Consider the following 26,823-nt stretch of genomic DNA (forward strand, 5'->3'; position numbering starts at 1 on the left):
ATCACCGAGAACACCGGACCCGTCGTCGAGGACGACGAGACCTTTGACAACAGCCACGTGCTCGACCCCGCCGCGACGCAGGACTCCCAGGAGACCATCAGCGCCGAGATCAGCCAGATCCACGACTCGGCGTCCGGGGAGACCCAGCCGCGCGTGAACTTCCCGCCGTACCGCAGCTCCCTGCTGCGTCACCCCACCAAGGACATGCACCACACGGACCCGGAGACCATCGAGCTGTGGTCCCCGGCCTTCGGCCACCGGGACGTCCACACCCTGGAGTCCGACCTGACGGTCCAGGGCAACGGTGAGCCGCTGGGCGAGCGCATGGTGGTCCGCGGCCGCGTGCTGGATGGCGACGGCCGCCCGGTGCGCAACCAGCTGGTGGAGATCTGGCAGGCCAACGCCTCCGGCCGTTACGTGCACAAGCGCGATCAGCACCCGGCGCCGTTGGACCCGAACTTCACCGGTGTGGGCCGCACCATCACCGATGACAAGGGCTTCTACGAGTTCACCACCATCAAGCCGGCCCCGTACCCGTGGAAGAACCACCACAACGCGTGGCGTCCGGCGCACATTCACTTCTCGCTGTTCGGCACGGACTTCACCCAACGCATGATCACCCAGATGTACTTCCCGGGCGATCCGCTGTTCAGCCTGGACCCGATCTACCAGTCGATCACGGACCAGAAGGCCCGCGACCGCCTGGTCGCTACGTACGATCACAACGTCTCCACGCACGAGTGGAACACCGGCTACTACTGGGACATCGTCCTGACCGGCAGCAACCGTACCTGGATGGAGGACGAGCACGATGCGCATTGATCAGAACCAGTTGGCCGCGGCACGCGACGGGAGCGAGAAGCTGGTGGCGACCCCGGGCCAGACCATCGGCCCGTTCTTCGGCTACGCCTCCGGATACGAGAACGTGCACATCCCCTTCCGTGACGGCCAGCACCTGGTGAACCCGGCCAGCCCGAAGGCCGTGCGCCTGACCGGAACCATCTACGACGGCTCCGGGGCACCGATCCCGGACGCCATGATCGAGATCTGGCAGGCCGATGAGAACGGTCAGATCCCGCAGGAGACCGGCTCGCTGGTCCGTGACGGCTGGACCTTCACCGGCTGGGGCCGGGCGACCGCGGACAACGTGGGCACCTACACCTTCTCCACCGTGAACCCCGGTGCCACGGAGGAGGGCAAGGCGCCGTTCATCCACGTGGTGGTCTTCGCCCGCGGCCTGATGAACAAGCTGCACACCCGGATCTACCTGCCGGAGGACACCGCCGCCCTCGAGCAGGACGCCCTGCTGTCCTCCGTGGAGGCGGACCGCCGCCAGACGCTGATTGCCGAGCGCGAGGCCGATGGGACCCTGCGGTTCGACATCCACCTGCAGGGCGAGCAGGAGACCGTCTTCCTGCAGTTCCCCGGCATCGAATACCCGGTGCACGACTGATCCGGTTCCGAGGGATGAGTGCCGGCACCACCCGGCACACCGCCGCCTGATGGCCCGGCGGGACCTGCGCCTCCGTGACGAGAACGGACGCAAAGGCCCGCCGGGCCATCGGTGCGGATAGCCTAGAAACAACCCACCACCCCAGGAGAGCGCCCACCGATGTCCACGCCCGCGTCGCCGTCAGAACACCAGGCCACCGCGTCCGGTTCAGCCGGCCCAGCCGGTTCAATTGGTGCGGCTGGCCTGTCCGGAGTGCCGGGCCTGACGGCGCTGGCCATGGAGGCCGACGCCGGCCTGCTGGACCCGCTGTCCTCCGGCACCACCGCGGTGGTGCAGTCCTCGGACGCGAACTACCTGCTCCACCTGCTGCAGGTCGAAGCCGCGTGGGCCGCGGTCCTCGCCGAGCACGGGATGGTCACCGATGCCCAGGCCGAGGCCGCCGCTGAGGCCGCCGACCCGCGCCACCTCGCGGACTATGACCTGATCGAGCTGGCCCACGACGGCCAGAACGGCGGAAACGTCCTCATCCCGGCGCTCAAGGCCATGCGGGCCCGAGCCGCGCAGGCCGCCCCCACCGAACCCGGGGTCTCCGCCGCCATCCACGTGGGTGCCACCAGTCAGGACATCATGGACACCGCCATGATGCGGACGGCCGCCCAGGTCGCCGGGACGATCCTGGCGGACCTGCGCGCCGCCGTCGGATCCCTGGCCGCGATGGCCACCGAACACCGGGCCACCCCCATGGTGGCCCGCTCCCTCGCGCAGCACTCCCTGCCCTCCACCTTCGGCCTGCGGGCCGCCGGCTGGATGGCCGGTCTGGCCCAGGCCGGCCGCCGGCTCGAGGACGCCACTGCGGAACTGCCGATCCAGTGGGGCGGCGCCGCGGGCACCATGGCCGCGCTGGCCGGCCGGCTGGACCGCGCCCGCACCGCCGGCACTCTCGCCGACGGGGTGGACTCCTTCACCCTGGTGGAGGAGCTCGCCGTCCGCCTCGGACTGGCCGCACCGGCCGGACCCTGGCACACCAACCGGATGCCCGTCACGGGCGTCGCCACTGCCCTCGCCGAGGTCGTGGCCGCCTGCGGGAAGATCGCCAACGACGTGCTGATCTCCGCCCGGATCGAGAACGGCGAGCTGGGGGAGCCCCTGGCCGCCGGACGCGGGGGCTCCTCGGCCATGCCGCACAAGCAGAACCCCGTGCTGTCCGTGATGATCCACGCCGGAGCCCTGTCAGCGCCCGGCGCCCTCGCCACGGTCCTGACGGGCGCGGGCGCGGCCAACGAGGAGCGCCCGGACGGCGGCTGGCACGCCGAGTGGCCCGCGCTGCGCCAGCTGATGCGCACCGCCGGGGGAGCGGCCGCCCGGACCGCCGAGCTGGTCGGCGGCCTGCGCGTCAACACCGAGCGGATGGCCGCCAACCTGAACCTCGCGGGGCCGATGCTGGTCTCCGAGCGGCTCATGGCCGAGCTGGCCCCCGTCCTCGAGCAGCAGCCCGGTGCGGAGCCGGGATCCGGCAAGGCGCGCCTGCAGGCCATCGTGGACCGGTCCCTGACCGGTGAGGCCGGAGGGGCCGGCGGGGACACCGACTTCCGCACGCTGCTGCGGGCCGAGCTTCCCCCGTCCCTCACCGACGAGCAGCTCGACGGGCTGTTGGACCCGGCGAACTACACCGGAGAGGCCGCCACCCTGGTGGACCGACTGGTGGACGAATACCGCAATTTCGCAGAATGGAGCACCACGTGAGCACACCCGAGATCACCGCGATCCGCCTCTCCGGAGAGGGCGAGTCAGGCGCGGACAAGGACGTCCTGTTCGTCGGCGCCGGCCTCGGCACGGGCGTCCAGGCCCTGTGGGCGGACGCCGCCAACGTGCTGGCCGACCGCTTCCAGGTCATCGGCTGGGACCTGCCCGGCCACGGCGAGTCCCCGGCCCACAATGAGCCGCTCGCCATGGCGGACCTGGCCAACGCCGTGGCCGACCTGGTGAAGGCCCAGCATGCGGCCGGGACCATCCCGGCCGGGGCCAAGGTCTACTACGCCGGCGTCTCCATCAACGGGGCGGTCGCCCTGCAGCTCGGCCTGGACCACGGTGACCTGTTCGACGGGATCGCCGTGATCTGCTCCGCCGCGAAGATCGGCCAGACCGAGGCCTGGCAGGAGCGCGCCACCTTCGTGGAGGCCGCCGGCACCCCGTCCATGGTGGCCGGCTCCGCCGAGAAGTGGTTCGCCCCGGGATTCATCGAGCAGCACGCCGCGCGCACCACCCGCCTGCTGCACACCCTGCAGGAGGCCGACCGCTTCTCCTATGCCCGGCTGTGCGAGGCCCTTGGCGGCTTCGACGTGCGCGAGCGACTGGGGGAGATCACCGTCCCGATCGTGGCGCTCCACGGGGCCGAGGACGGGGTCTGCCCGCCGGCCGACGGAGAGGCGATCGCGGCCGGCGTCGCCTCCGGCCAGGCCCATGTGCTGGAGAACGTGGCGCACCAGGCGCCGATCGAGAAGCCCGCCGAGACCGCCGCCATCCTGAAGGAGGCCTTCACCGCATGAGCGAGAACCAGACCGGTCAGCCGGTGGGACACCAGATGGACCGCACCTCCCAGGAGGTCTACGACGCCGGCATGGCCGTGCGCCGAGAGGTCCTCGGCACCGCCCACGTGGACCGGGCCGAGGCCAACAAGGACGAGACCACCGAGGACTTCCAGAACCTCATCACGCGCTACGCCTGGGGGACCATCTGGACCCGCCCGGGCCTGGACCGCAGGATGCGTTCGGCCGTCACCATCTCCGCGATGGTCTCGGGCGGATACTGGGAGGAGGCCGCCATGCACCTCCGCGCGGCCCTGCGCAACGGCCTGACGCGGGAGGAGATCAAGGAGATCCTGCTGCAGACCGCCATCTACTCCTCCGTCCCGGCCGCCAACATCGCCTTCAAGCTGGCTCAGGAGGTCTTCGCCCAAGTGGACGAGGACCTGGCCGCCGGCAAGGACCTCTGAAAGGACCCCACATGAGCACCCAGTACCAGGACGCCTACCTCTACGATGCCGTCCGTACCCCCTTCGGCAAGGTCGGCGGGGCGCTGGCCAAGACCCGCCCGGACGACCTCGCCGCCCTCGTGGTGGCCGAGTCCGTCAAGCGCGCCCCGAAGCTGGCCGCCGCAGGCGCGTCCGGCGCCGAGGAGATCGACGAGGTCGTCTTCGGCAACGCCAACGGTGCCGGCGAGGAGAACCGCAACGTCGCCCGCATGGCCACCCTGCTGGCCGGCCTGCCCACCTCGATTCCCGGTACCACCGTGAACCGCCTGTGCGGCTCCTCGCTGGACGCCGCCATCATCGCCTCCCGCCAGATCAACGTGGGCGAGGCGGACGTCATGCTCATCGGTGGCGTCGAGTCCATGTCCCGCGCTCCGTGGGTGCTGCCCAAGACCGAGCGCCCGTTCCCCATGCACAACCTCGAGTTGGCCAACACCACCCTCGGCTGGCGCCTGATCAACAAGAACATGCCGAAGGAATGGACTGTCTCTCTCGGCGAGGCCACCGAGCAGCTGCGGGAGAAGTACGGCATCACCCGTGAGCGGATGGACGAGTTCGCCGCGAACTCGCACCAGCTGGCCGCGAAGGCCTGGGACGAAGGCAAGTATGACAACCTGACCGTGCAGGTCCCGGACGTGGACCTGACCCGGGACGAGACCATCCGGCCCGACTCCACCGCCGAGTCCCTGTCCAGCCTGCGCACCGTGTTCCGCAAGGAGAACGGCATGGTCACCGCCGGCAACGCCTCCCCGATGAACGACGGCGCCTCCGCGGCCTGGCTCGGCTCGGAGAAGGCCTCGGACATCCTCGGCCTGCAGCCGCTGGCCCGCATTGCCGGCCGTGCCGCCGCCGCCAACGAGCCGCAGTACTTCGGCTACGCGCCGGTGGACGCGGTCAACCAGGCGATCGAGCGCGCCGGTATCACGTGGAAGGACATCGCGGCCGTGGAGCTCAACGAGGCCTTCGCCGCCCAGTCGCTGGCCTGCACCGACGCCTGGGGCGTGGACACCTCGATCGTGAACACGTGGGGCGGGGCCATCGCCATCGGCCACCCACTCGGAGCCTCCGGCGCCCGCGTGCTCGGCACCCTGGCCCGCCGCCTCGAGGCCTCCGGTGACCGCTGGGGCGTCGCCGCCCTGTGCATCGGCGTCGGCCAGGGCCTCGCCGTGGTCCTCGAGAACGTCAACGCCCGCTGACTCCACCTCCCCCTGCGTTTTCCGTCGACGTGGGGTGGGTCTGGGAGCCCAACACCGACCCCACGTCGACTGAAGACCACACCCGCCGGCACGACGCCGGACCGGCACCTTCCGCGCGGAGGGCACCGGCCGGCGTCGTGGGCCCGGCCCGGACCGGTCCACGCAGACCAGACCGGACAGAAGAACCCCCCTCATCCCCGCTACAAGGAGGAACGATGCTTGAGTTCGTGGACTCGGCCGCCCAGGCCGTCTCCCGGATCACCGACGGCGCCACGGTGCTGATCGGTGGATTCGGCAATGCCGGCCAGCCGATGGAGCTGATCGACGCCCTGATGGATTCCGGCGCCACCGGACTGACCGTGGTGAACAACAACGCCGGTCAGGCCGACGCCGGCCTGGCTCTGCTGATCAAGGAACGGCGGGTCGCCAAGATCATCTGCTCGTTCCCGCGCCAGTCCGACTCCTGGCACTTCGACGAGGCCTACCGCGCCGGCGAGATCGAGCTCGAGCTCGTCCCGCAGGGCAACCTGGCCGAGCGTATGCGGGCCGCCGGCGCCGGCATCGGCGGCTTCTTCAGCCCCACCGGCTACGGCACCCAGCTGGCCGAGGGCAAGGAGGTCCGCGAGATCGACGGCAGGCACTACGTGCTGGAGTCTCCGATCCGCGGTGACTTCGCCCTGATCAAGGCCTACGCGGCGGACCCGGCCGGCAACCTCGTGTACCGCAAGACCGCCCGCAACTTCGGCCCCGTGATGGCCACCGCCGCCGCGCACACGATCGTGCAGGTGGACGAGGTCCTGGATGAGCCGCTGAACCCGGAGCACGTGGTGACCCCGGGCATCTACGTGGACACCGTCGTCGGGATCCCGACCGAGTCCGGGGTGAAGGAGCGCGAGGAGCGCGCAGCCCTCGCCGCCGGCCAGCCCAAGCCCTGCCTGGCCACCAAGACCGCGGCCGAGCTGGCCGCCGAGAAATGAGGATGAGCGAGATGAGCGAGTTCCGCAGCACCGACGCCCCGTTGACCCAGGACGAACTGGCCCAGGTCATCGCCGAGGACATCCAGCCAGGGTCCTTCGTGAACCTCGGCATCGGCCAGCCGACCACCGTGTCCAACTACCTCTCCCCGGAGAAGAAGGTCACGCTGCACACCGAGAACGGCATGCTCGGCTTCGGCCCGCAGGCCACCGGGGACCAGATCGACCCGGACCTGATCAACGCCGGCAAGATCCCCGTGACCGAGCTGCCGGGCGCGAGCTATTTCCACCACGCCGACTCCTTCGCCATGATGCGCGGCGGCCACCTGGACGTCTGCGTGCTGGGCGCCTACCAGGTCTCCGCCCGGGGAGACCTGGCGAACTGGTCCACCGGCAAGCCCGGCGCCATCCCGGCCGTGGGCGGGGCCATGGACCTGGCGATCGGTGCCAAGGACACCTACGTGATGATGGACCTCTTCACCAAGAAGGGCGACGTCAAGCTGCTGCCCGAGTGCACCTTCCCCCTGACGGGCGTGGGCTGCGTGTCCCGCATCTACTCGGACCAGGCCGTGCTCTTGCTGGACCCGTCCGGTGTGGTCACGGTCCGCGAGCTCCACGGGATCACCTTCGAGGCGTTGCAGGAGGCCCACCCGGAGGTCACCTTCGAGAAGGTCTCCTGACCCTCGCCACCTCGCCCCCCCCTCAAAGTGACATAGCACGAGGTCGGCCGCGCACCTCGGGTGCGCGGCCGACCTCGTGCAGGGGATCTGGTGCCGTCCGCCGGGTCGGCTGCGGACTGGCACCGTCGACGGCCGGATGCCCGGACTTCACGGTGACTTCACCTGCGGTGCAGGTTTCGGCCAACCCTCCGGGACATCGTGGGGTGGACACGAGCCCGGTCCGGCCCTGGCGGCCTGCCTCGGCGCTGGCCCGGGCGCACACCGGAAGGCCACTAGTGAACCAGAACGCCACTCATCGCCGCCCCGCCCGCCGACTGGCCGCGGCCGTCACCGCCGCCGCAGCGCTCTCGGCAGCCATGCTCGCCGTCGGTCCGGCCGCCGCAGCCCCAGCCCCGGAAGACGCCCCCGTCTTGATCGGGCACCGCGGGGCCGCCGGGACCGCACCGGAGAACACCATCGCCGCGTTCAAGGACGGCCGGGCCTCGGGAGTCGACTTCTTCGAGATCGACGTCCAGCTTTCCGCCGATGGCGTCCCGTTCCTGTTCCATGACAACACGCCGGCGCGCACCACCAACGTCGAGGAGGTCTTCCCGGGCCGTGAGGACGATCCCATCACGTCCTTCACCTGGGAGGAGCTGCAGCAGCTGGACACCGGTGCCTACTTCTCGGAGCGGTACGCGGGAGAGAAGATCCCGCACTTCGACGCCGCCGCCGAGATCGCCACGCGCAACACCGGCGTGTTCATCGAGATCAAGTCCCCGGTGAACTCGCCGGGCATCGAGCAGGTCGTCGCGGACAACCTCAGCGAGGACAAGAACTGGAACCGCCTGCTGGAGGCGGGCAAGATCGAGGTGCTCAGCTTCGACGAGACCTCCAACCGGCGCTTCGCAGAGATCGCCCCGGACGTCCCGCTGCAGCAGTTGACCGGCACGGTGCCCGATGCGGCCACCTTGGAGCGCTACGCCACCTTCGCGGACTCCTTCGGCACCAACTACCGCACCCTGGACGAGGCGGGTGCCCAGCGCGTCAAGGACGCCGGGCTCGGGCTGGGCGTCTACACCGTGAACTCCACCGAGGCCTACGAGCAGTCCGTGGACCTCGGCGTGGACCGGGTGACCGGCGACTTCCCCATCCAGTTCTCCCGGTACGAACGCGGCTTGAAGGTCTTCCCGCAGAACGTCGGCGTGCGGATTGCGGATTCGGTGAACGACGTCCCCGGTGCGGATCTGCAGCCGGAGACGGGTGAGCACGTGATCCTGGAGAACACGGGGAACACCACCGTGGACGTGTCAGGCTGGCTCCTCCGGGACGCCGCCAACAACATCCTGCGGGTCGGCGAGGGGTATGAGATTCCCGCAGGCGGCCAGCTGCGTGTCTACACCGGCCCCGGAACGGATGCCGAGGACGCCTATTACAACGACGGCACCGCCAACGTCCTGAACAACGGCGGCGATTCCGTGGCTCTGTGGACGGACAGCGGTTCCCTGCAGGACACCTTCGCCAACTGACCCCAAGACCCCTCCCGGGCTGCACGCCAGGCTCCACAAGAAACGTGACTCAACAGGAGGCCACGCACAGCACGACGGCGGCCACGCACCTCGGGTGCGCGGCCGCCGTCGCCCTGGTGTTTGCTAAAGTAAGCAACTTGAGTGCGCCCAGCCTGGGCGCCGCACCCTGGGTGGTGGGTCAGTGAAGGCCGGCGCGGAACGTCGGTGCGGCCGCCGCTCAGGGTGGATGTGAGGATCCGGTGTTGAGGCCGAGGCGCGCCGACGTGGCGCCCGAGTTCGATGTGCTTCCGCCGGCTCCCGTCGAGGAATGAGCATGGCCGTCGCCGGCCGGAAGGGAAGTTGTGGCTAGAGAGCGCATCGCGATCATTGGAGCAGGACCGAGCGGCATGGCAGCACTGCGGGCGTTCGAGTCCGCGGAACGGGCGGGGGCAGAGATCCCGGAGGTCATCGCCTTCGAGAAGCAGGACGACTGGGGCGGTCAGTGGAACTTTGACTGGCGTTCGGGCATCGACCAGTACGGCGAGCCCGTGCACTCCTCCATGTACCGCAACCTGTGGTCGAACGGCCCGAAGGAGGCCCTCGAGTTCGCCGAGTACACCTTCGACGAGCACTTCGGCCGCCCGATCTCCTCCTACCCTCCGCGCGAGGTCCTGTGGGACTACATCGACGGCCGGGTCCGCACGACGAACGTCAAGGACAAGGTCCGGTTCTCCACGGCGGTCCGCTGGGTCGAGCACCATGAGGACCGGGACATCTTCACGGTCACGGTGGAGGACCTGAAGAACCACCAGACCACATCCTCCGAGTTCGACCGCGTCATCGTGGCCACCGGACACTTCTCCTTCCCGCATGTCCCGGAGTTCCAGGGCATCGAGACGTTCCCCGGCACTCTGCACCACGCCCATGACTTCCGCGGCGCCGAGAAGCTGGCGGACCAGCGCGTGCTGCTGATCGGTGCGTCCTACTCGGCCGAGGACATCGGCGTGCAGGCGTTCAAGATGGGTGCCCGCTCCGTGACCATGTCCTACCGGTCCGGCCCCATGGGCTACGACTGGCCGGAGGGCATGGAGGAGCTGCCGCTCCTCGAACGCTTCGAAGGGGCCACGGTGTCCTTCTCCAACGGCGAGACCCGCGAGTTCGACGCGGTGATCCTGTGCACCGGCTACCTGCACAAGTATCCGTTCCTGCCCTCGGACCTCGCTCTGCAGTCGGGCAACACCATCTACCCGGCGGGTCTGTACCGGGGCGTGGTGTGGCAGGGGAGCCCGAAGGTCTACTACCTGGGTGCCCAGGACCAGTGGTTCACCTTCAACATGTTCGACGCGCAGGCCTGGTACGTCCGTGACCTCATCATGGGCCGCGCCGAGCTGCCCACCGCCGCGGAGCGCACCGAGCACCTGCAGGACTGGCACCAGCGTTTCCAGGGGGTCGGGGGAGACGCCGACGCCGTGCGTTTCCAGGCCGAGTACATCCGGGACCTGATCGGGGCCACGGACTATCCGATGTTCGACCTGGTCGAGGTGGTGCGGATCTTCCTGGCCTGGAAGGACGACAAGAAGAAGAACATCTTGACCTACCGCGACAAGCCCTACCGCTCTGTGATGACCGGTTCCCTGGCCGCCGAGCACCACACCACGTGGCTGCAGGAACTCGATGACTCCCTCGAGCGCTACCTCTCGACCCCGGAGGAGACGGACGTCGAGAAGGCCGTGCGCGGCGTGGACACCCCGGATGCCCCAGCACCCGGGAACGTCCGGGGTGAGGAAACCCCGACCGCCTGACTGAGCTTTCGTTGTGAGGGCAGAAATGTGTGCTGATCTCTGCCCTCACAGCGGTTCAGTGTTCGTGGGTGGTGAGGTCGTGGTCCTTGGATTCGCGGGTCAGCACGAGGGCGATGATGGAGACCACGGCCATGGCGCCGAGGAACACGGTCACGGGGACGATCGAGGTGCCGCCACCGGGGCCCGCGTACAGGGTGGCCAGGATGGTGGGCGTGAAGCCGGCGCCGAGCAGGGTGGCCAACTGGTAGCCCAGGGAGGCTCCGGTGTAGCGCGATCCGGTGCCGAACTGCTCGGCGATGAAGGCGGCCAGCGGGCCGTAGATCATGCCGTGCAGGCCCAGGGCGATGGTGAAGGCCAGCAGCAGCACGAGCCAGCTGGTGGAGCTCAGCATCCCGAAGAACGGGAACAGGAAGCCGACGAACAGGATCAGTCCGGCGATCATGACCGGACGCCGGCCGAAGCGGTCGGAGAGGTGCCCGAACCAGATCACGAAGAAGATCGAGAAGATCGATGCCAGGGCGAAGGCGTAGAGCACGGACGAGCGTTCGGTGCCGGCATCCGTGGAGTACTGGACGGCGAAGGTGGACAGCAGCACCTGCAGGCCGAAGCCACTGGCGCCGGCGAACATGGTCAGCAACAGGGCCTTGGGGCGGCGCATGACCTCCCAGATCGGCAGCTTCCGCTTCTCACCGGAGGCCTCGGCCTGGGCGGCGGCGGCCTCGAAGATCGGGGACTCGCTGATCTTGGCGCGGACGACCATGCCGACGATCAGCAGGGCGAAGGACAGCAGGAACGGCACACGCCAACCCCAGGCGAGGAACTGATCCTGCGGGAGGAGAGCGGAGAACGTGCCGAGGATGAAGGTGCCCAGGGCGGCGCCGGTGGGGGCGCCGGCGTTGGTGAAGGAGGCTGCGAAGCCGCGCTTGCCACCCTCGGAGTGCTCCAAGGCCATCAGGGCGGCGCCGCCCCACTCACCGCCGACCGCGATGCCCTGGCAGACGCGCAGGAAGACGAGCATGACCGCGCCCCAACCGCCGATCGTCGCGGCGCCGGGCACCAGGCCGATCAGGGTGGAGGCCACGCCCATGATGAGCATGGACAACACCAACATCTTCTTGCGGCCGAGCTTGTCCCCGAAGTGGCCGAAGATCGCCCCGCCGAGAGGGCGGGCGAGATACCCGGCGGCGAAGGTGCCGTAGGAGGCGATGGCGCCGGCCAACGGGTCCAGGCCGGTGAAGAAGACCGTGGGGAACACCAGCGCCGAGGCGGAGGCGTAGAGCAGGAAGTCGTAGAACTCGATCGTCGAGCCGAGGTAGCTCGAGAGGATGACGCGGCGGGACTCTCGGCGCTTGGTGGCCGGGTCGAGCGACGCCAGGTCCGGCGCGGCGGCCGTGGTGGTGTCGGTGGACATGGGGGTGCTCCAGTCTGGACGGGGAAATGCGGTTCGTGCTGGACAGTGTCCCGACCCTGCTGTGACATGCAACACGATACGTATATGAAACACATTACTCTTGAGAAAGTCAACCATTGAGTTGTTCATGCCTGAGGGTGCTGAGGTCTCGGCCCTGGCTCGCCGGGAGGCGCGCCCAGGACGACGCCGGCCGCGCACCCGGGTGCGCAGCCGACGTCGTGCGGTGGAGAAAGGGATGGGGCGGTGGCCCTGCGGGGCTGGCGGCCCCGGAAGGGGCGCTAGAAGGCGATCTTGAGCAACAGGGAGCGCAACTGCTTGCGCTCACGCGGGGACAGGGTGGAGAGGGTGTAGTCCTCCGAGTCCTCCAAAATCTGCAGGGCCCGGGCATGGAGATCCCGGCCGGCATCCGTGGCGACGATGATCTTGGAGCGCCGGTCCCGAGGGTCGGTCTCCCGCAGGACGGCGCCGCGCTGCTCCAGGTTGTCCACGAGGGCGACGATCTGGCTGGGGTCCAGGGCCAGGAACTCGCCCATCTCACGCTGGGACGGGTTCTGCCCGCTTGCGGCCAGGGACAGCACGGAGAACTGGCGGACCTTCAGGTCCAGCCCCTCCAGTTGGTGATTGGCGTGGCTGATGCCGCGGCCACGGGCGCGTGAGGTCAGGAAGTGGATCTGCTCAGCCACGTCGGAGCACAGGAAGCGCTCTATCCCGTCCGTCACCTCGCCAGTGGTATCGCCGGCTCCACTGGCAGTCACGGGCGTGGATGCAGTGGGGGCGGAGGTTGCGGCGGCGGCGCTAGCCGTAGCGGCAGAGCCGTGGGAAGCCTTGTCAGTGGAAGTAGACATGCGTTTCTCGCAACCGTTCGTCACATCGTTGATTTGTTCAAGTGTAGCGGCGCAACCCCAGTGGCGGCCGGATTCACAGTGTTTCTAGTGAATGTACATCATTGACTTTCTCAACGGTATGGGCTGTCATGGACTCCAGAAGCGCCTACGGGCACTTGCACCCCAGTATTCGAGCATCGTTCCGATCCACCGATCTGAACCCCCATCACGCAAGGAGAACCCATGTCCCTGAACGGCAAGGTAGCCATCGTCACCGGATCCGGAGCAGGCCTCGGCCTCGCCTACGCGCAGGAACTGGCTCGCCAGGGCGCGTCGGTCATCATCAATGATGTGAACCAGGAGATCGCCGACTCCGCCGTCGCCTCGATCACCGAGGCCGGAGGCAAGGCTGCGGCTGTGGTGGCTCCGGTCGGCTCCTCCGAGACCGCCGACCTGCTGGTCAAGACCGCGGTGGACACCTTCGGTGGCCTGGACATCCTGGTCACCAACGCCGGCATCCTGCGGGACAAGTCCCTGCTGAAGATGACCGACGAGGACTTCGACCTGGTCATCAACGTGCACGTCAAGGGCACCTTCACGTGCGTCCGCTCAGCCTACGCCTACTTCAAGGAGAACGGCGTCGCCGGCCGCATCGTCACCATCGGCTCCCCGACCGGCCAGCGCGGCAACTTCGGCCAGACCAACTACGCCGCCGCCAAGGCCGGGATCGTGGGCATGGTCCGCACCTGGGCGATGGAGATGAAGAAGGCCGGCGTCTCCGTCAACGCCGTCATCCCCGTGGCCGCCACCGCCATGACCAAGACCATCCCGTTCTTCAAGGCGGCCGTCGAGGCGGACGAGCGCGGCGAGGCCATGCCGGAGTTCTTCCGCAAGGAACTCGGCTTCGGGCCGGCCCAGGACGTGGCCGGCGTCATCGCCTTCCTGTCCTCGGAGGAGGCGGCCGGCATCACCGGCCAGGCCATCGGCGTCGGCGGTGACCGCCTGCAGGTCTGGTCCCACCCGGAGTCCGTGGCCACCGAATTCCACGATGGCGGCTGGGACTACGCGACCATGCTCGCCGAGGGCAAGGCGCTCCTCGAGGCCAACCTGCAGTCTGTTGGTGAGAAGATGCCGGAGCTGCCCGCCGAGCTGCAGCCCGAGACCGCGAAGTGAGCGCCGGCATGAGCGCCAACGCCGAGAACGCCGGTGACACCGGGAACACCGTTCGCTATGAGTGCCGGGTGGACGTCGAGGCGGTGACCGCCATCGACATGCACGTGCACCTGGAGGTGGATGGCCATGGCCACGTGTCCATGCCGGAGGACATCATGGAGGCCTCCTCGAAGTACTTCAAGGCCGAGGAGCGCACCCCGTCGATCGACCGGATCGGTGAGATCTACCGCGAGCAGAAGATGGCCGCGGTGGTCTTCACCGTGGATGCCAGCACCCAGATGGACCACGCTCCGAACTCCATCGACGATCTGGTGGCCGGCTGCGCACGGAACAATGACGTGCTGATCCCGTTCGGCTCCGTGGATCCCCGCAAGGGGCCGGCTGCGCTGGTCGAGGCCCGTCGCCAGGCTGACGTGCTGGGGGTGCGCGGCTTCAAGTTCCACCCCTCCGTCCAGGGCTTCGACCCCTCGGACGAGCAGTTCCGCCCCCTGTGGGCCGAGCTGGAGCAGATCGGGCTGCCGTGCATCTTCCACACCGGTCAGAACGGGATGGGCGCCGGGTTGCCGGGAGGCCGCGGCATCAAGCTCAAGTACTCGAACCCGTTGCTGCTGGACGAGGTGGCGGCGGACCACCCGAACCTGCCGATCATCATGGCCCACCCCTCGGTGCCGTGGCAGGACGAAGCCAACTCGATCGCCACCCACAAGGCGAACGTGTACATCGACCTCTCCGGCTGGTCGCCGAAGTACTTCCCGGAGTCGCTCGTGCGCCAGTCCAACAACGTGCTCTCCCGCAAGGTCCTCTTCGGCACCGATTTCCCGCTCATCACGGCGGAGAAGTGGATGAAGGCCTTCGCGGATCTGCCCCTGAAGGACGAGGTCCGGCCGCTGATCCTCAAGGAGAACGCCGTTCGGCTGCTCGGCCTGGGCTCCACCTCAGGCTCCACCCCGGGTGCCCGGGATGCGTGAACCCGTGACGGGGGCCGTGACCCCCTCTGACCTGTACGGCTTCGCCGAGCGCCTCACCGAGGCGGAGCGGTCCGTATTGTCAGAGTTGGTCACCGTCCTCGACGAGCAGGTCAAGCCGCACCTCAACGAGCACTGGGATGCGGCGACGTTCCCGGACGAGATCCGCCAGCCGTTGCGTGACCTGAAGCTGATGGACCCGCCTGCGCTGAAGGCCGCCGGCGAGCCCATCCGGGACATCCTCACGGGCTTCCGCAACTTCGAGCTCGCGCGCACAGACCTGAACGTCTGCACCTACTTCAACGCGCAGGCCGGGCTGTTCCGCACCGCGGTGCGCCTGGGCGGCTCTGCGGAGCAGGTGGCGGAGCTGGACCCGAAGATCGTGGACTACTCCCTGACCGGTGTCTTCGCCCTCACTGAGCCGGACCACGGTTCGGATGTGGCCGGCGGGCTGGCCACGTCGGCGCGGCGCCAGCAGGACGGGTCCTGGCTGATCAACGGCGCCAAGCGCTGGATCGGCGGGGCCTTCGAGTCCGACGTGATGGCCACCTTCGCCCGGGACGAGGCGGACGGTGAGGTCAAGTGCTTCCTCGTCCCGCGTGAGGCCGAGGGCGTGAAGCTGGAGCTGATCCGGAACAAGGCCAGCCTGCGCATCATGCAGAACGCGCACATCACCTACACGGATGTGCGGGTGGAGGAGGTGGACCGGCTCCAGGGAATCAACTCCTTCAAGGACGTCAGCCGATGCCTGCGCAGCATGCGTTCGGATGTCGCCTGGATGGCCACCGGTGCCCAGGCCGGCGCCTTCGAGGCCGCCCTGCGCTATGTCCGCTCGCGGGAGCAGTTCGGCCGGCCGATCGCCGGATTCCAGTTGGTCCAGGAGAAGTTGGCGACGATGCTCGGCAATCTCACCGCCTCGCTGGGCATGGTGGTGCAGTTGACCGAACAGCAGGCCGCCGGCACCTACAGGGACGAGAACTCGGCACTGGCCAAGATGTTCACCGCCCTGCGGCTGCGGGAGACCGTGGCGCTGGCCCGCGAGGTCTGCGGCGGCAACGGCATCACCCTGGACACCGACGTCGCCCGTTTCCACGCGGATGCGGAGGCCGTCTATTCCTACGAGGGCACCCATGAGATCAATGCCCTGATCGTCGGGCGCGCCGTCACCGGCGTCGGCGCCTTCGTCTAGCAGCCGCGCCCTCGGGCGCAGGGTCACGAAATCATCACCGATGGGTCGAGACCATTGCACTTTCCAACTATTGTGATGTATAACACAGTTCAAAGGAGAAAAACACCATGAGCGAAACCACCACCGCCAAGACCGTCGTCCCCTTCGGCGAGGTCAAGAACCTCGCCGGGACGGACCTGGGTGTCACCGAGTGGCGCGAGGTCACCCAGCAGATGATCGACACCTTCGCCGATGCCACCGATGACCACCAGTGGATCCACACCGATCCCGAGCGTGCCAAGGACGGTCCCTTCGGTGCCCCGATCGCCCACGGCTTCCTCACCCTGTCCCTGATCATCCCGTTCTGGTCCGAGCTGTTCGACGTCACCGGCGTCAAGACCAAGGTCAACTACGGCCTCGACAAGGTCCGCTTCACCTCCCCGGTGACGGTCGGTTCCCGCATCCGCATGCAGATCACCGTCAAGGAGGTCTCCGAGGTCAAGGGCAACGGCCTGCACCTGGTGGCTGACGGCACCATCGAGATCGAAGGCCAGGAGCGCCCCGCGGTCGTCGCGACGTTCCTGTCCCGCTTCTACGCCTGAGGCACCCGCACTCAGGTTCTCGCAGCCCGGCACCCCCCGCCGTGCACGAACCCAGGAGAAATCCATGAACAAGAAGTTCGCATCCCTCATGGCCACCGCCGCCGTGGCGGGCCTGGCCCTCACCGGCTGTGGTTCGGGCTCGCCGACCGGTGAGGGTGGCGGCTCTACGTCGGCCGGCGCCTCCGAAGGCGGGGCCGCCTCCGGAGAGCTCACCCCGGTGACGGTCGGCGTGCTGCCGATCGCCCCGTCGGTCGGTGTGCAGTACGGCATCGAGAACGGCATCTTCGAGGAGCACGGCTTCGAGGTCGAGCTCTCGACCCAGAATGCCGGCGCCGCCATGCTGCCCGCCGTCTCCAACCAGCAGATCACGTTCGGTGTGGGCAACCCGCTGTCGGTCATGACCGCTGTGGATCAAGGCCTGGATATGCGCATCGCTGCCGGGTATTCCAACTCGTTGGCCGAGGGCGATGACATCGCCGGAGTGGTCACGCGGGCGGATAGCGGCATCGAAGGCTATGCGGACCTCGAGGGCAAGGTCACCTCCGTCAACGCCCTGCGCACGCTGGGGGACCTGACCATCATGAATGATGCGGAGGAGGCCGGGGCGGACCCGGAGGCCCTGGACTTCTCCGAGATGCCGTTCCCTGACATGCCGGCTCAGTTGGAGCAGGGCAACGTGGACGCCATCTGGGTTCCCGAGCCGTTCCTGAGCAACGTTCTCGCGGATGATGCCAACTCACTCGTCGGCTACTCCTTCCAGGACGCCATCCCCGGCATGCCCACCATGGTGACCTTCACCTCCGGGGCCTATGCCGAGGAGAATCCGGAGGTCGTGGCGGAGTTCGCGGCCGCGATGACCGAGGCCCTGGCCGCCTCGGAGGAGGACCCGGAGGGCACCCGAGCCCTTCTGCCGGAGTTCATCGACCTGCCGGAGGAGGTCGCCCAGAACCTCAAGATGGAGGAGCTCAGCGGCGAGATCCGCACCGATCAGCTCAACAAGACGGCCGAGCTGGCCGTGAAGTACGGCTTCATCGACGAGGCGCCGGATCCGGCCAGCCTGTACATCCAGTAACACCCGAGAGGGCCCGACGCCGGCCCCCGCCGTCGCTGCGCAGCGCCCCGGACCGTGTGGTCCGGGGCGCTGCGTCGTGCGGCGAGGTTGGAGTGGGTATGCCTCAGGCGGAGTGCTCGGTGAGGACCCGCTCCAGCAGGACCATCAACTGGTCGCCCTCGCCCTTGGTCAGTGGCGTGAAGAGCCGGCGGTTGACCTCCAGGGCCGGCCCGTACATCTCCTGGAGCAGGTCATGCCCGGCGTCGGTCAGGGTGGCCACGCGGCGGCGGCCATCCCGGGCATCGCGGTGCACGCTGACCAATCCGCGCGAGGCCATACGGCTGACGAGCTCGGTCAGGGAGGCCTTGTCCACGGCGAGCTGGGCGGCGATCTCGGTCTGGCTGAGGCCGGAGTCGGAGCGGGCCAGGCAGAGCAGGAGCCCGAACTGGATGCTCGTGTTCTCCGTGGAGACGTGCTCGGCCCAGAGCTGGCCGTGCAGGCTCAGCAGACGGCGCACGGCGAGGCTGCGGAACACCTGGGGAGGCGCCAGCTCGGTCTCGGTTCCGTTCACCTTCGAGGCTCCTGACACGCGACGATCTGGGTGGCAAACAATATTGTTGACAAAATCATGAAAATCTCTTGTCTGCCGGGATCACGGCTGACTAGGCTGTGTCTCACATTACAGGTATCCGTCCACCCCCGGCCGGTGCCATCTCGCACTTTGCCTTCCAGGAGCACCATCATGATGAGGAAACTTCGCGTGGCTGCCGTCAGCGCTGCCGCCCTACTGGCCTTGACCGCCTGTGGTTCGGGGTCCCCGACCGAGGGCGGCACCACTACCGCCCCCGCGGAGGGATCCGAGCCGGCCGCTGCTGGCGAGCTGACCCCCATCGAGGTCGGGGTCATCCCGATTGTCGACGTCGCCCCGATCTACCTGGGCGTGGAGGAGGGCATCTTCGAGGAGCACGGTCTCGACGTCACCCTGACCCTGGCCCAGGGCGGTGCCGCGATCGTGCCGGCGGTCCAGTCGGGGCAGATGGACTTCGGCTTCTCCAACGTCACCTCCCTGATCATCGGGCGCGACGCCGGCCTGCCGCTGAAGATCGTGGCGACCGGCCCGCAGACCACCGGTGACGGCGACGACGACTTTGCTCACATCGTGGTCCCGGCCGATTCCGAGGCGACCAGCCTGGCCGACTTGGAGGGCAAGCGGATTGCCGTGAACACCCTGAACAACATCAATGACTCCGTGATCTCCGAGGGTATGCGGCAGGAGGGTGGTGACCCGGAGTCCATCGAGTACGTCGAGATGGCCTTCCCGGACATGGTCGCCCAGCTGGAGGCCGGCAACGTGGACGCCATCGGTGCCGTGGAGCCGTTCGTGACACTGGCCGAGGCGGCCGGTGGTCAGCGCGTCTACGGGCAGTATGCCGAGCCGGTGCCGGACCTCTCGATCGCCGCCTACTTCACCACGGACCAGAAGATCGAGCAGGATCCGGAGCTGGTGGAGGCCTTCACCGCCGCCATGAAGGAGTCCCAGCAGTTCGCCACGGACAATCCGGAGGCGGCCAAGGCTGTGCTGCCGAGCTACACCTCGCTCGAGCAGGACGTGATCGACGAGCTGACGATGCCGCGCTTCCCGCAGGAGCATGACGTCGCCTCCCTCGAGAAGATCGCCGAGTTGTCCCTGGACTCCGGCCTGATTGACGCCATCCCGGCGACCGAAGACCTGATCGTCCAGTAACGTCTGTCCACCACCACACCGGCCGGGCCCCGCCGTGGGCCCGGCCGGTCCTTTGTTCGCACAGGAGAAGGCGCATCATGGTCACCAGAAGACTCCGTACCGTAGCGGTCACCGCAGCCGCCCTTTTCGCCCTGACCGCCTGCGGTTCCGGCTCCCCCTCGGAGGAGGCTGGTGATGGATCCGCTCCCGCCACTGACGGTGGCTCCGCGGCCGCCGGCGAGCTGACCCCCATTGAGGTCGGGGTCATCCCGATCGTGGACGTCGCCTCCATCTATCTCGGTGTGGAGGAGGGCATCTTCGAGAAGCACGGCTTGGATGTCACGCTGACCCTGGCCCAGGGTGGCGCGGCGATCGTGCCAGCCGTGCAGTCCGGGCAGATGGACTTCGGCTTCTCCAATGTGGCCTCGCTGATCATCGGGCGTGACGCCGGCCTGCCGCTGAAGATCGTGGCCACCGGACCGCAGTCCACCGGCAACGGCGAAGACGACGCGGCCGGAATCATGGTCCCGGCTGACTCCGACATCCAGGCGGTGGAGGACCTGGAGGGAAAGCGCGTCGCCGTGAACACCCTCAACAACATCAATCACGCCACCACCTACGAGGGCATCAAGCAAGCCGGCGGGAACGTGGAGACCGTGGATTTCGTCGAGGTGGGCTTCCCGGACATGCAGGCCCAGCTCGAGGCCGGCAATGTGGATGCCATCACCGCCGTCGAACCTTTCGTGACCATGGCCGAGCAGGGCGGTGCCCGGAATATCCACGGGTTCTTTGCCGAGCCGGTGCAGGACTTGTCCGTCTCCGGCTATTTCACCACGGACCAGATGATGGAGCAGGAGCCCGAGCTGGTGGAGCAGTTCACCGAGGCCATGAAGGAGTCCCAGCAGTACGCCACGGACCACCCGGATGAGGCCAAGGCCGTCCTGTCCAGCTACACCTCGATCGACTCCGAGACCGTGGAGGAACTGACCATGCCGAAGTTCCCGCAACTGCACAACGTCGCCTCTCTGGAGCGCATGGCCGAGATCCTCCAGGAGATGGGCTTGATCGACGAGATCCCCGCGACCAGTGACCTCATGGTGGAGGGCGCCGGCCAGTGAGAGGCCCGGTGCCACGAATGTTGTCCACAATCGTTGAATTACTCAATGGAATGGCGCACAATGAGAGTGAGTGTGGTCCGCCGCACAACAGCCGTACGCCATACCGCCGCGAGGAGTAGGAACGCATGATCAACCGTGGAATCGGAGACTGGATCCACCGCCGCCGCATCAAGTCCGCCGGGAACGTCGCCGTCATCAGCGCCGCCGGCGAGTTGACGTATGACGACTGGGCCGACCGCATCGACCGGCTGGCCGACGCGCTCTCGCAGCGCGGCGTGCGGCAGGGTGACCGCGTGGCCTACCTCGGCGAGAACTACCCCTCGTTCCTCGAGTCGCTGTTCGCCGTCGGCTCCCTCGGTGCGGTGTTCGTGCCCCTCAACACCCGCCTGGCGCCGCCGGAGATCGCCTTCGCCCTCAACGACTCGGGTTCCACCGTTCTCCTGGCCTCGGCGACCATGGAACCACTGGCGGTCTCGGGAAGCCGGGGGACCGACGTCGGGCTCCTGGCCCTGGTCCAGGACGGCACGCCGGTGCCGGCCGAGCGCCAGGACGGCGATCTTGAGGCGGTCGACTACGAGCAGCTCTTGGCCGGCGGCGAACCCGTCCGCCCGGACGTGGCCGTGGGTCTCGACGACCTGGCGCTCATCCTCTACACCTCCGGCACCACCGGCAAGCCCAAGGGCGCCATGCTCACCCACGGCAACCTGACGTGGAACAGCTTCAACGTCATCACGGACATGGACATCATGTCCGACTCGGTGTCCCTGATGATCGCCCCGATGTTCCACGTGGCCTCGCTGGGCATGGGCGCGCTGCCGACCCTGCTCAAGGGCGGCACCCTGGTCCTGGAGCCGCGGTTCGAGCCCGGCCGCGTCCTCGAGCTGATCGAGAAACACCGGGCCACCTTCATCTCGGGGGTGCCGACCACGTACCAGCTGCTGGCCGAGCACCCGAACTGGGAGTCGGCGGACATCTCCTCGCTGCGCAACCTGACCTGTGGTGGTTCCGCCGTGCCGCTGCGCGTGCTGGAGGCCTACGAGAAGAAGGGGTTGTCCTTCACCAACGGTTACGGGATGACCGAGACGTCCCCGGGGGCCACCACCCTGCCGGCCCGGTACTCTCGGCCCAAGCAGGGTTCCTCCGGGCTGCAGCAATTCCACACCTTCGTGCGGATCGTCGATCCGATGGGGGAGGTCTGCGCTCCCGGGGAGGTCGGCGAGATCCAGGTTCAGGGCCCCAATGTCATCAAGGCCTATTGGAACCGTGAGGACGCCACCGCCGATTCCTTCGTGGAGGCCGAGGATGGCAGTTGGTTGAAGACCGGGGACATGGGTTACCGCGATGAGGAGGGGTTCGTGTTCATCTCCGACCGCCTCAAGGACATGATCATCTCCGGCGGCGAGAACATCTATCCCGCCCAGGTGGAGCAGGAGATCTCCCAGCTGGAGGCGGTGTCAGCGGTGGCCGTGATCGGCGTCCCGGACGAGAAGTGGGGCGAGGTGCCCAAGGCCGTGATCGTGGTCCGTGAGGGGCACGAACTGACCGAGGAGCAGGTCATCGGGCACCTCAACGGCAAGCTGGCCCGCTACAAGATCCCCAAGTCCGTGGTGTTCACCGAGGAGATGCCCCGCACCGCCTCCGGCAAGATCCGCAAACCGGACCTGCGCAAGCAGTTCGGCTGACCCCCGCGGCCCCGAGCGGGCAACGTACCAGTTCGGGGCCGTTCTTCCTTTCAAGGGGAACGCTGGTTCCGCTGACCGGCCGTGGTGTCTAGGTTGGACGCACCGGCCTCGTGGATCCCCTGATGACTGTCCGAGGGATCGAGGCCCGTCCCGATCGGGAGGATCATCACCATGTCACAGACCGAAGCCACTGAATCACTCGCCCAGGCCATCGAACGGACCGGAAGCCCCGTCGAGTTCCTGCGCAATCAGGACTGGCCGTCCATCACCTTTCCCATCACCCCCGAGTTTACGAACTGGCGGGACGAGCAGCGCGCGTGGCGCACCACCGTGGGGCTGATGGACCAGTCGCACCACATGACCCAGCTGTTCCTCGGCGGTGCCGACCTCATCCCGCTGCTCGAGTCCCTCTCCCCGAATACCTTTGCCACGTTCCGCCCGGGGGTGGCCAAGCAGCTGATCACCGTGAACGAGGACGGCTACTTGATCGGCGACGGCATCCTGTTCTACAACGCCGACGAGCGTGAAGGCCTGGTCCTGGTGGGTCACCACATCCAGATCGATTGGATCCGATTCAACGTGGAGAAGGCCCAGGAGGCCGGGAAGGACGTGCACCAGCGGCTGGACCCGAACTCGAACATGCGCCCCGGTCCGCCCAGCTTCTACCGGTACGAGTTGCAGGGGCCGGAAGCCGACCGGGTCATGGAGAAGGTCTTCGGCGGCCCGGTGCCGGACGTGAAGTTTTTCCACATCGCCGACGTGAGGATCGCCGGAAAGGACGTCAAGGCCTTGCGTCACGGCATGGCCGGCCAGCCCGGCTTCGAGTTCTACGGGCCGTGGGAGGAGCACGAGGCCGTCCACGGCGCCCTGCTGGAAGCTGGGACGGAGCACGGTATCCGGCAGGTCGGCGCCAAGGCCTACTCCAGTTCGCCGCTGGAATCCGGCTGGGTCCCCACACCGCTGCCGGCCATCTTCGGCGAGGACTTCGCCGAATACCGGCAGTGGCTGCCCGCGGCCCGGGCCGGGTCGATCGGCGGCTCTCTGTACTCCGAGAACGTGGAGGACTACTACGCCACGCCCTATGACTTCGGGCTGGGCCGCTCGGTGCGGTTCGACCACGACTTCCACGGCCGCGAGGCCCTGGAGCGGCATGCCGAGAATCAGACCCGGCGCAAGGTCACGCTGCTGTGGAACGCGGACGACGTGGCCGGCGTCGTGAAATCCCAGCTGGAGGAGGGGACCCCGGCCAAGTACCTGGACTTCCCGAAGGCACGGTATGGCTTCTACCAGATGGACGAGGTGGTGCGGGGCTCGCAGCGGGTGGGCATCTCCACGGACGCCGGCTACGTGGCCTTCCCTCAGCTGTACATGTCCCTGGCCACCCTGGACGCGACCATCGCGGACGGGGAGGAGGTCGAGGTCGTCTGGGGCGAGGACCCGGTCTCCCGCAAGCCCCAGGTGGACCAGGGCCACCGGCAGGTGAGGATTCGTGCCACCGTGGCCCCGGCCCCCTATCAGGAGTACGCGCGGACCCAGTACCGGGACAACGGCTGAGGGGTTCCCGGCGCCGGCCCGTCACCGCCGGTCATCCAGTCCACGCTGCGGTGGTTACGCGTCCTGGGTGCTCAGGGTGCCCAGTTCGTCCTGCGCATCCAGGCCATCCAACTCGTCCAGGAGCTTCAGCCCCCGCTCGGCCCAGGCGATCTCCACGTCCGCGCGGTCCACGAGTCCCTCGTAGGTGAACTTCTTGAAGGCGGTGGTGCGGCGGTGCTGGGAGGCGGGGACGGTCTCGAGCCGGCGGTTGAGGGTCTCCGAGGTGCCGGCGACGACCTCGTCGATCTGCTGCTGCCACTGCCCACGGAGCTGCAGGATGTGCTCCCGGTAGGCCGTCAACTGGGCGCGGGCGCGGTCCGGGGTGGCGTATTCGAAGTAGGCGGCCCGCAGGTGCATGGGGTCTCGGTCACGGGTCCACTGCAGGTCTGAGTCCATCCACTCGCCGAAGGCCGCCCGACCCTGCTCGGTGATGGTGTACTCGATCTTCCGTCCCTTGCGACCCCAGGGGACTTCCTCGGACTCCAGTAGTCCGTCCTGCAGCATCCGGCGCAGTTCCGGGTAGATCTGGGAATCGGGGGCATGCCACACATTGCCCACGGAGGAGCCGAAGCGCTTGGCCAGGTCATATCCGGTCATGGGCTCCACGGTGAGCAGGGCCAGCAGCGCGTTGCGCAGGGACATGTGGTCACCCTTCCTGCCGGACGCCCGGCTGTGGTCTGCTGCCCCGGGCTGCCGCCCCGGACGAATACGGTGATCCGCACCACTGTAACGGGGCGCAAGCCATATACCTATGACGATAGGGCCCCTGGGTACAACGTGACGCCCTGGCGTCACAACGGTGAGGGTCACGGTGCGCTGCGGGGGCTTTGGTCACGGGAGGCCCGGCAGGGCTCCGTTGAGCACCGGGGCCAGTCGGCGTACGCCCTCGCGCAGCGTCTCCGGTGCCACGAAGGAGAAGGCGAGCCGGAAGTGGGGGTGAGGGCCGGCGTCGGGCGTGAAGGCGCCGCCCGGAACGAACACGACTCCAGCCTCCGCCGCCGCGTGCATCAGGGGCAGCGTGTCCAGCCCGTCCGGCATCCGCGACCAGACGAAGAAGCCGCCAGCCGGCCGGGTCCAGGTCACGCGCGGGTCCAGGGATTGCTGCATCTCGTCCACCAGGGCGTCGCAGCGCAGGGCGTACTCGGCGGCGCAGCGGGCTACGTGGGCCTGCCAGTCGAACCGGGTGAGGAACGCCGTGGAGAGCATCTGGCTGAACACCGGCGGGCAGACGAAGGCCGATTCCGCCGACAGGTAGAACTCGCGCAGCAGCGCCGGCGGCACCAGCGCCCAGCCGATGCGCACGCCGGGGGAGAAGATCTTCGAGACGGTGCCGAGGTAGATGACCTGGTCGCGGTGGGCCGCGGCGATCGGAGCCACGGGGCCGTCCTGGAAGCCGAGCTGGCCGTAGGCGTTGTCCTCCACGATGAGGACGTCCTCCTCGCGGCAGATCCGGGCGACCTCCTCGCGCCGCTCGGCCGGCATGAGCGCCCCGGAGGGGTTCGCATAGGAGGGGATCGTGTAGAGGAACGCGACCCGGCGCCCGGCGGCGCGCAGTCGCTGCAGGGTGGTGCGCAGCAGCGCGGGGATCAGGCCCTCCTCATCGGTGGGGGTGGACACGGCGTCCAGTTCCCACGTGTTGAAGGTGTTCAGGGCACCCACGAACGTGGGGTCCTCCACCACGACGACGTCCCCCGGGTTGCCGAGCATGCGTGCCGCGGTGTCGATGGCCGCCTGGGAGCCGGGCGTGATGACCACGTGCTCCGGATCCGCGCCCGCGATCCCGTCCGCGGCCATCACGGAACAGACCGCATCCCGCAGTTCAGGGGTGCCCTGGCCGGCGCCGTACTGCAGGCTGAGGTGACCCTGCCGGGCGACGAGCTCCTCGGCGATGGTGCCGAGATCGGCCAAGGGGAGGTCGTCGAGCCAGGGGTTGCCTCCGGCCAGGGAGATGATCCCGGGGGTCATGGCGAGGTCGAAGACATCCCGCACCGCCGACTGCTTCACGCCGCGCGCGCGGTCTGAAAGGAATGCTGAAGGGTCGGCCATGGGGCCGATGCTAACAACGGGTCGAGCTACGGCGGAAGGGATGGCCGCACCCTGGGGTTGTCCCGAAGCGGCCCCGGATCAGCCCTGGTTGCCGTTGAGCTGGTTGGGGTCGCCGATCTCGTCCAACTCGTCGGTCTCGCCGGTTCCGCCCTCAGGGGCGGCGCCCTCCGTGCTGTCTGTGCCCTCGCCGGGGGCTGGCTCATCCGCCGGAGTGGTGAACTCCTCGCCCAACTCCAGCTCGGGCAGGCCGAGGATCTCCTCGAGCCGGACGCCGTCCACCAGGATCTCCGCGTTCTCCACTCCGGCCGCTGCGGCCGCCGTGCGGTTGAGCTGGGCTCGGATGCGGAACGACTCGCACTGGCTGCGGGTCACCACGTCCCCGGTCAGCTCCACCGTCACGGTGTCACCCTCCACGCGGCTGGAGGAGTAGAGCAGGCCGTCCTCGGACGGGTCCACGGAGTTCGTGATGGCCGGATCGCCGTGGCTGTACTGCTCGTCGTCGATCAGGAAACCGACCGCGGAACCCACCCGGTCCTCGGTCTTGACCGGAACGGACGAGGCGCGGACCAGCAGATCCTGGCAGGCGACGTCCCGGCCCGTGGTCGCCGGTGGGAAGTCCCCGCTCAGGGCCACGAAGTACAGCGGCAGTTCCGCATAGCCGCTCGCGTTCGCCTCGGGGAGGGCCGTACCATCCTGGTCGGTCGGTGCCTCGTTGGGGAAAGGGAAGATCGAGCACCCGGCCAGTACGACGGTGGCCAGGGCGGCGGTCAGCCCCGCGGCGGTCCGGCGCAGGGCCGGGTGGCCGGACGCGTGGTCCGGTCGGCGTCGCGAGGTCATGGATCTCCTG

General features: G+C 68.2%; 25 protein-coding genes. 19 read left to right on the forward strand and 6 right to left on the reverse strand.

What is annotated here, in order from left to right; all coding sequences use genetic code 11:
* The first annotated feature begins 57 nt into the window (after nucleotides 1-57).
* The 10 genes from pcaH (at nucleotide 58) to C8E99_RS13615 (ending at nucleotide 10,620) form a co-directional block, all read left to right on the forward strand.
* The gene (gene pcaH / locus C8E99_RS13570) at nucleotides 58-822 is read left to right on the forward strand and encodes a protocatechuate 3,4-dioxygenase subunit beta (protein ID WP_115933492.1); all 765 of its coding nucleotides are present in this window, start codon (nucleotides 58-60) and stop codon (nucleotides 820-822) included.
* On the forward strand, nucleotides 812-1,453 hold the full coding sequence (gene pcaG, locus C8E99_RS13575; RefSeq protein ID WP_115932739.1) for a protocatechuate 3,4-dioxygenase subunit alpha: 642 nt from the start codon (nucleotides 812-814) through the stop codon (nucleotides 1,451-1,453). Before pcaH ends, pcaG begins: the two co-directional genes overlap by 11 nt.
* 159 nt (nucleotides 1,454-1,612) lie before the next feature.
* Nucleotides 1,613-3,196: a lyase family protein gene (locus C8E99_RS13580; protein ID WP_115932740.1), complete on the forward strand. Its 1,584-nt coding sequence runs from the start codon at nucleotides 1,613-1,615 to the stop codon at nucleotides 3,194-3,196.
* A complete protein-coding gene (locus C8E99_RS13585; RefSeq protein ID WP_115932741.1) occupies nucleotides 3,193-3,999 on the forward strand; it encodes an alpha/beta fold hydrolase in 807 nt (268 codons plus the stop codon). Before C8E99_RS13580 ends, C8E99_RS13585 begins: the two co-directional genes overlap by 4 nt.
* Nucleotides 3,996-4,445, forward strand: coding sequence for a 4-carboxymuconolactone decarboxylase (gene pcaC, locus C8E99_RS13590; protein WP_115932742.1), 450 nt, complete (start codon nucleotides 3,996-3,998; stop codon nucleotides 4,443-4,445). The genes C8E99_RS13585 and pcaC overlap by 4 nt, the downstream gene beginning before the upstream one ends.
* A gap of 11 nt (nucleotides 4,446-4,456) precedes the next feature.
* Entirely contained in the window at nucleotides 4,457-5,677 is a 1,221-nt protein-coding gene (locus C8E99_RS13595) for a thiolase family protein (protein ID WP_115932743.1), read from the forward strand.
* A gap of 215 nt (nucleotides 5,678-5,892) precedes the next feature.
* Complete coding sequence (locus C8E99_RS13600) at nucleotides 5,893-6,654, forward strand: 3-oxoacid CoA-transferase subunit A (RefSeq protein ID WP_115932744.1); 762 nt, start codon at nucleotides 5,893-5,895, stop codon at nucleotides 6,652-6,654.
* Nucleotides 6,655-6,656: 2 nt separating this feature from the next.
* The gene (locus C8E99_RS13605; RefSeq protein ID WP_115932745.1) at nucleotides 6,657-7,331 is read left to right on the forward strand and encodes a 3-oxoacid CoA-transferase subunit B; all 675 of its coding nucleotides are present in this window, start codon (nucleotides 6,657-6,659) and stop codon (nucleotides 7,329-7,331) included.
* Nucleotides 7,332-7,606: 275 nt separating this feature from the next.
* Nucleotides 7,607-8,839, forward strand: a complete 1,233-nt coding sequence (locus C8E99_RS13610) for a glycerophosphodiester phosphodiesterase family protein (protein ID WP_425452899.1) — start codon at nucleotides 7,607-7,609, stop codon at nucleotides 8,837-8,839.
* Between the two features lie 386 nt (nucleotides 8,840-9,225).
* Nucleotides 9,226-10,620, forward strand: a complete 1,395-nt coding sequence (locus C8E99_RS13615; protein WP_245952349.1) for an NAD(P)-binding domain-containing protein — start codon at nucleotides 9,226-9,228, stop codon at nucleotides 10,618-10,620.
* 55 nt (nucleotides 10,621-10,675) lie between these two features.
* Here C8E99_RS13615 and C8E99_RS13620 read toward each other — a convergent pair whose 3' ends face one another.
* The gene (locus C8E99_RS13620; RefSeq protein ID WP_115932747.1) at nucleotides 10,676-12,031 is read right to left on the reverse strand and encodes an MFS transporter; all 1,356 of its coding nucleotides are present in this window, start codon (nucleotides 12,029-12,031) and stop codon (nucleotides 10,676-10,678) included.
* A 278-nt stretch (nucleotides 12,032-12,309) separates the two neighbouring features.
* Entirely contained in the window at nucleotides 12,310-12,876 is a 567-nt protein-coding gene (locus C8E99_RS13625; protein ID WP_115932748.1) for a MarR family winged helix-turn-helix transcriptional regulator, read from the reverse strand.
* A 222-nt stretch (nucleotides 12,877-13,098) separates the two neighbouring features.
* On the opposite strand from C8E99_RS13625, the gene C8E99_RS13630 reads away from it, so the two are divergent.
* The 5 genes from C8E99_RS13630 (at nucleotide 13,099) to C8E99_RS13650 (ending at nucleotide 17,835) form a co-directional block, all read left to right on the forward strand.
* Nucleotides 13,099-14,028, forward strand: a complete 930-nt coding sequence (locus C8E99_RS13630; RefSeq protein WP_115932749.1) for an SDR family NAD(P)-dependent oxidoreductase — start codon at nucleotides 13,099-13,101, stop codon at nucleotides 14,026-14,028.
* Between the two features lie 8 nt (nucleotides 14,029-14,036).
* Nucleotides 14,037-14,996 carry an amidohydrolase family protein gene (locus tag C8E99_RS13635; RefSeq protein ID WP_115933494.1) on the forward strand — a complete coding sequence of 320 codons (960 nt, stop codon included), beginning with the start codon at nucleotides 14,037-14,039 and terminating at the stop codon, nucleotides 14,994-14,996.
* Complete coding sequence (locus C8E99_RS13640; RefSeq protein WP_115932750.1) at nucleotides 14,989-16,182, forward strand: acyl-CoA dehydrogenase family protein; 1,194 nt, start codon at nucleotides 14,989-14,991, stop codon at nucleotides 16,180-16,182. Before C8E99_RS13635 ends, C8E99_RS13640 begins: the two co-directional genes overlap by 8 nt.
* Before the next feature lie 107 nt (nucleotides 16,183-16,289).
* Nucleotides 16,290-16,763, forward strand: a complete 474-nt coding sequence (locus C8E99_RS13645) for a MaoC family dehydratase (protein ID WP_115932751.1) — start codon at nucleotides 16,290-16,292, stop codon at nucleotides 16,761-16,763.
* Between the two features lie 64 nt (nucleotides 16,764-16,827).
* A complete protein-coding gene (locus C8E99_RS13650; RefSeq protein WP_115932752.1) occupies nucleotides 16,828-17,835 on the forward strand; it encodes an ABC transporter substrate-binding protein in 1,008 nt (335 codons plus the stop codon).
* Nucleotides 17,836-17,938: 103 nt separating this feature from the next.
* On the opposite strand, the gene C8E99_RS13655 is transcribed toward C8E99_RS13650, so the two are convergent.
* The gene (locus C8E99_RS13655; protein WP_170144614.1) at nucleotides 17,939-18,385 is read right to left on the reverse strand and encodes a MarR family winged helix-turn-helix transcriptional regulator; all 447 of its coding nucleotides are present in this window, start codon (nucleotides 18,383-18,385) and stop codon (nucleotides 17,939-17,941) included.
* Between the two features lie 171 nt (nucleotides 18,386-18,556).
* Between C8E99_RS13655 and C8E99_RS13660 the strand changes: the two genes are divergently transcribed.
* The 4 genes from C8E99_RS13660 (at nucleotide 18,557) to C8E99_RS13675 (ending at nucleotide 23,891) form a co-directional block, all read left to right on the forward strand.
* Nucleotides 18,557-19,558 carry an ABC transporter substrate-binding protein gene (locus C8E99_RS13660; RefSeq protein WP_115932754.1) on the forward strand — a complete coding sequence of 334 codons (1,002 nt, stop codon included), beginning with the start codon at nucleotides 18,557-18,559 and terminating at the stop codon, nucleotides 19,556-19,558.
* Between the two features lie 77 nt (nucleotides 19,559-19,635).
* Nucleotides 19,636-20,655, forward strand: a complete 1,020-nt coding sequence (locus tag C8E99_RS13665; protein ID WP_115932755.1) for an ABC transporter substrate-binding protein — start codon at nucleotides 19,636-19,638, stop codon at nucleotides 20,653-20,655.
* Nucleotides 20,656-20,780: 125 nt separating this feature from the next.
* Complete coding sequence (locus C8E99_RS13670; RefSeq protein WP_115932756.1) at nucleotides 20,781-22,337, forward strand: acyl-CoA synthetase; 1,557 nt, start codon at nucleotides 20,781-20,783, stop codon at nucleotides 22,335-22,337.
* Nucleotides 22,338-22,508: 171 nt separating this feature from the next.
* The gene (locus C8E99_RS13675) at nucleotides 22,509-23,891 is read left to right on the forward strand and encodes an aminomethyl transferase family protein (RefSeq protein WP_170144615.1); all 1,383 of its coding nucleotides are present in this window, start codon (nucleotides 22,509-22,511) and stop codon (nucleotides 23,889-23,891) included.
* A gap of 54 nt (nucleotides 23,892-23,945) precedes the next feature.
* Here the strand turns inward: C8E99_RS13675 and C8E99_RS13680 are convergent, their stop codons facing one another.
* The 3 genes from C8E99_RS13680 to C8E99_RS13690 form a co-directional block, all read right to left on the reverse strand.
* Nucleotides 23,946-24,572, reverse strand: coding sequence for a PadR family transcriptional regulator (locus C8E99_RS13680; protein ID WP_115932758.1), 627 nt, complete (start codon nucleotides 24,570-24,572; stop codon nucleotides 23,946-23,948).
* Between the two features lie 189 nt (nucleotides 24,573-24,761).
* Nucleotides 24,762-25,976, reverse strand: coding sequence for an aminotransferase-like domain-containing protein (locus tag C8E99_RS13685; protein ID WP_115932759.1), 1,215 nt, complete (start codon nucleotides 25,974-25,976; stop codon nucleotides 24,762-24,764).
* A gap of 78 nt (nucleotides 25,977-26,054) precedes the next feature.
* Nucleotides 26,055-26,813, reverse strand: a complete 759-nt coding sequence (locus C8E99_RS13690) for a GerMN domain-containing protein (RefSeq protein WP_115932760.1) — start codon at nucleotides 26,811-26,813, stop codon at nucleotides 26,055-26,057.
* Nucleotides 26,814-26,823: the final 10 nt, after the last annotated feature.

The sequence above is a fragment of the Citricoccus muralis genome (assembly GCF_003386075.1).
In the GTDB taxonomy this organism is placed as follows: domain Bacteria; phylum Actinomycetota; class Actinomycetes; order Actinomycetales; family Micrococcaceae; genus Citricoccus; species Citricoccus muralis.

What these genes read in the sequence shown, in the direction of transcription:
- pcaG (WP_115932739.1), top strand. Translation starts at nt 812, where the DNA reads ATGCGCATTGATCAGAACCAGTTGGCCGCGGCACGCGACGGGAGCGAG.
- C8E99_RS13580 (WP_115932740.1), top strand. Translation starts at nt 1,613, where the DNA reads ATGTCCACGCCCGCGTCGCCGTCAGAACACCAGGCCACCGCGTCCGGT.
- pcaC (WP_115932742.1), top strand. Translation starts at nt 3,996, where the DNA reads ATGAGCGAGAACCAGACCGGTCAGCCGGTGGGACACCAGATGGACCGC.
- C8E99_RS13595 (WP_115932743.1), top strand. Translation starts at nt 4,457, where the DNA reads ATGAGCACCCAGTACCAGGACGCCTACCTCTACGATGCCGTCCGTACC.
- C8E99_RS13600 (WP_115932744.1), top strand. Translation starts at nt 5,893, where the DNA reads ATGCTTGAGTTCGTGGACTCGGCCGCCCAGGCCGTCTCCCGGATCACC.
- C8E99_RS13605 (WP_115932745.1), top strand. Translation starts at nt 6,657, where the DNA reads ATGAGCGAGATGAGCGAGTTCCGCAGCACCGACGCCCCGTTGACCCAG.
- C8E99_RS13615 (WP_245952349.1), top strand. Translation starts at nt 9,226, where the DNA reads ATGGCAGCACTGCGGGCGTTCGAGTCCGCGGAACGGGCGGGGGCAGAG.
- C8E99_RS13620 (WP_115932747.1), bottom strand. Translation starts at nt 12,031, where the DNA reads ATGTCCACCGACACCACCACGGCCGCCGCGCCGGACCTGGCGTCGCTC.
- C8E99_RS13625 (WP_115932748.1), bottom strand. Translation starts at nt 12,876, where the DNA reads ATGTCTACTTCCACTGACAAGGCTTCCCACGGCTCTGCCGCTACGGCT.
- C8E99_RS13630 (WP_115932749.1), top strand. Translation starts at nt 13,099, where the DNA reads ATGTCCCTGAACGGCAAGGTAGCCATCGTCACCGGATCCGGAGCAGGC.
- C8E99_RS13635 (WP_115933494.1), top strand. Translation starts at nt 14,037, where the DNA reads ATGAGCGCCAACGCCGAGAACGCCGGTGACACCGGGAACACCGTTCGC.
- C8E99_RS13640 (WP_115932750.1), top strand. Translation starts at nt 14,989, where the DNA reads ATGCGTGAACCCGTGACGGGGGCCGTGACCCCCTCTGACCTGTACGGC.
- C8E99_RS13645 (WP_115932751.1), top strand. Translation starts at nt 16,290, where the DNA reads ATGAGCGAAACCACCACCGCCAAGACCGTCGTCCCCTTCGGCGAGGTC.
- C8E99_RS13650 (WP_115932752.1), top strand. Translation starts at nt 16,828, where the DNA reads ATGAACAAGAAGTTCGCATCCCTCATGGCCACCGCCGCCGTGGCGGGC.
- C8E99_RS13660 (WP_115932754.1), top strand. Translation starts at nt 18,557, where the DNA reads ATGATGAGGAAACTTCGCGTGGCTGCCGTCAGCGCTGCCGCCCTACTG.
- C8E99_RS13665 (WP_115932755.1), top strand. Translation starts at nt 19,636, where the DNA reads ATGGTCACCAGAAGACTCCGTACCGTAGCGGTCACCGCAGCCGCCCTT.
- C8E99_RS13670 (WP_115932756.1), top strand. Translation starts at nt 20,781, where the DNA reads ATGATCAACCGTGGAATCGGAGACTGGATCCACCGCCGCCGCATCAAG.
- C8E99_RS13675 (WP_170144615.1), top strand. Translation starts at nt 22,509, where the DNA reads ATGTCACAGACCGAAGCCACTGAATCACTCGCCCAGGCCATCGAACGG.
- C8E99_RS13680 (WP_115932758.1), bottom strand. Translation starts at nt 24,572, where the DNA reads ATGTCCCTGCGCAACGCGCTGCTGGCCCTGCTCACCGTGGAGCCCATG.
- C8E99_RS13685 (WP_115932759.1), bottom strand. Translation starts at nt 25,976, where the DNA reads ATGGCCGACCCTTCAGCATTCCTTTCAGACCGCGCGCGCGGCGTGAAG.
- C8E99_RS13690 (WP_115932760.1), bottom strand. Translation starts at nt 26,813, where the DNA reads ATGACCTCGCGACGCCGACCGGACCACGCGTCCGGCCACCCGGCCCTG.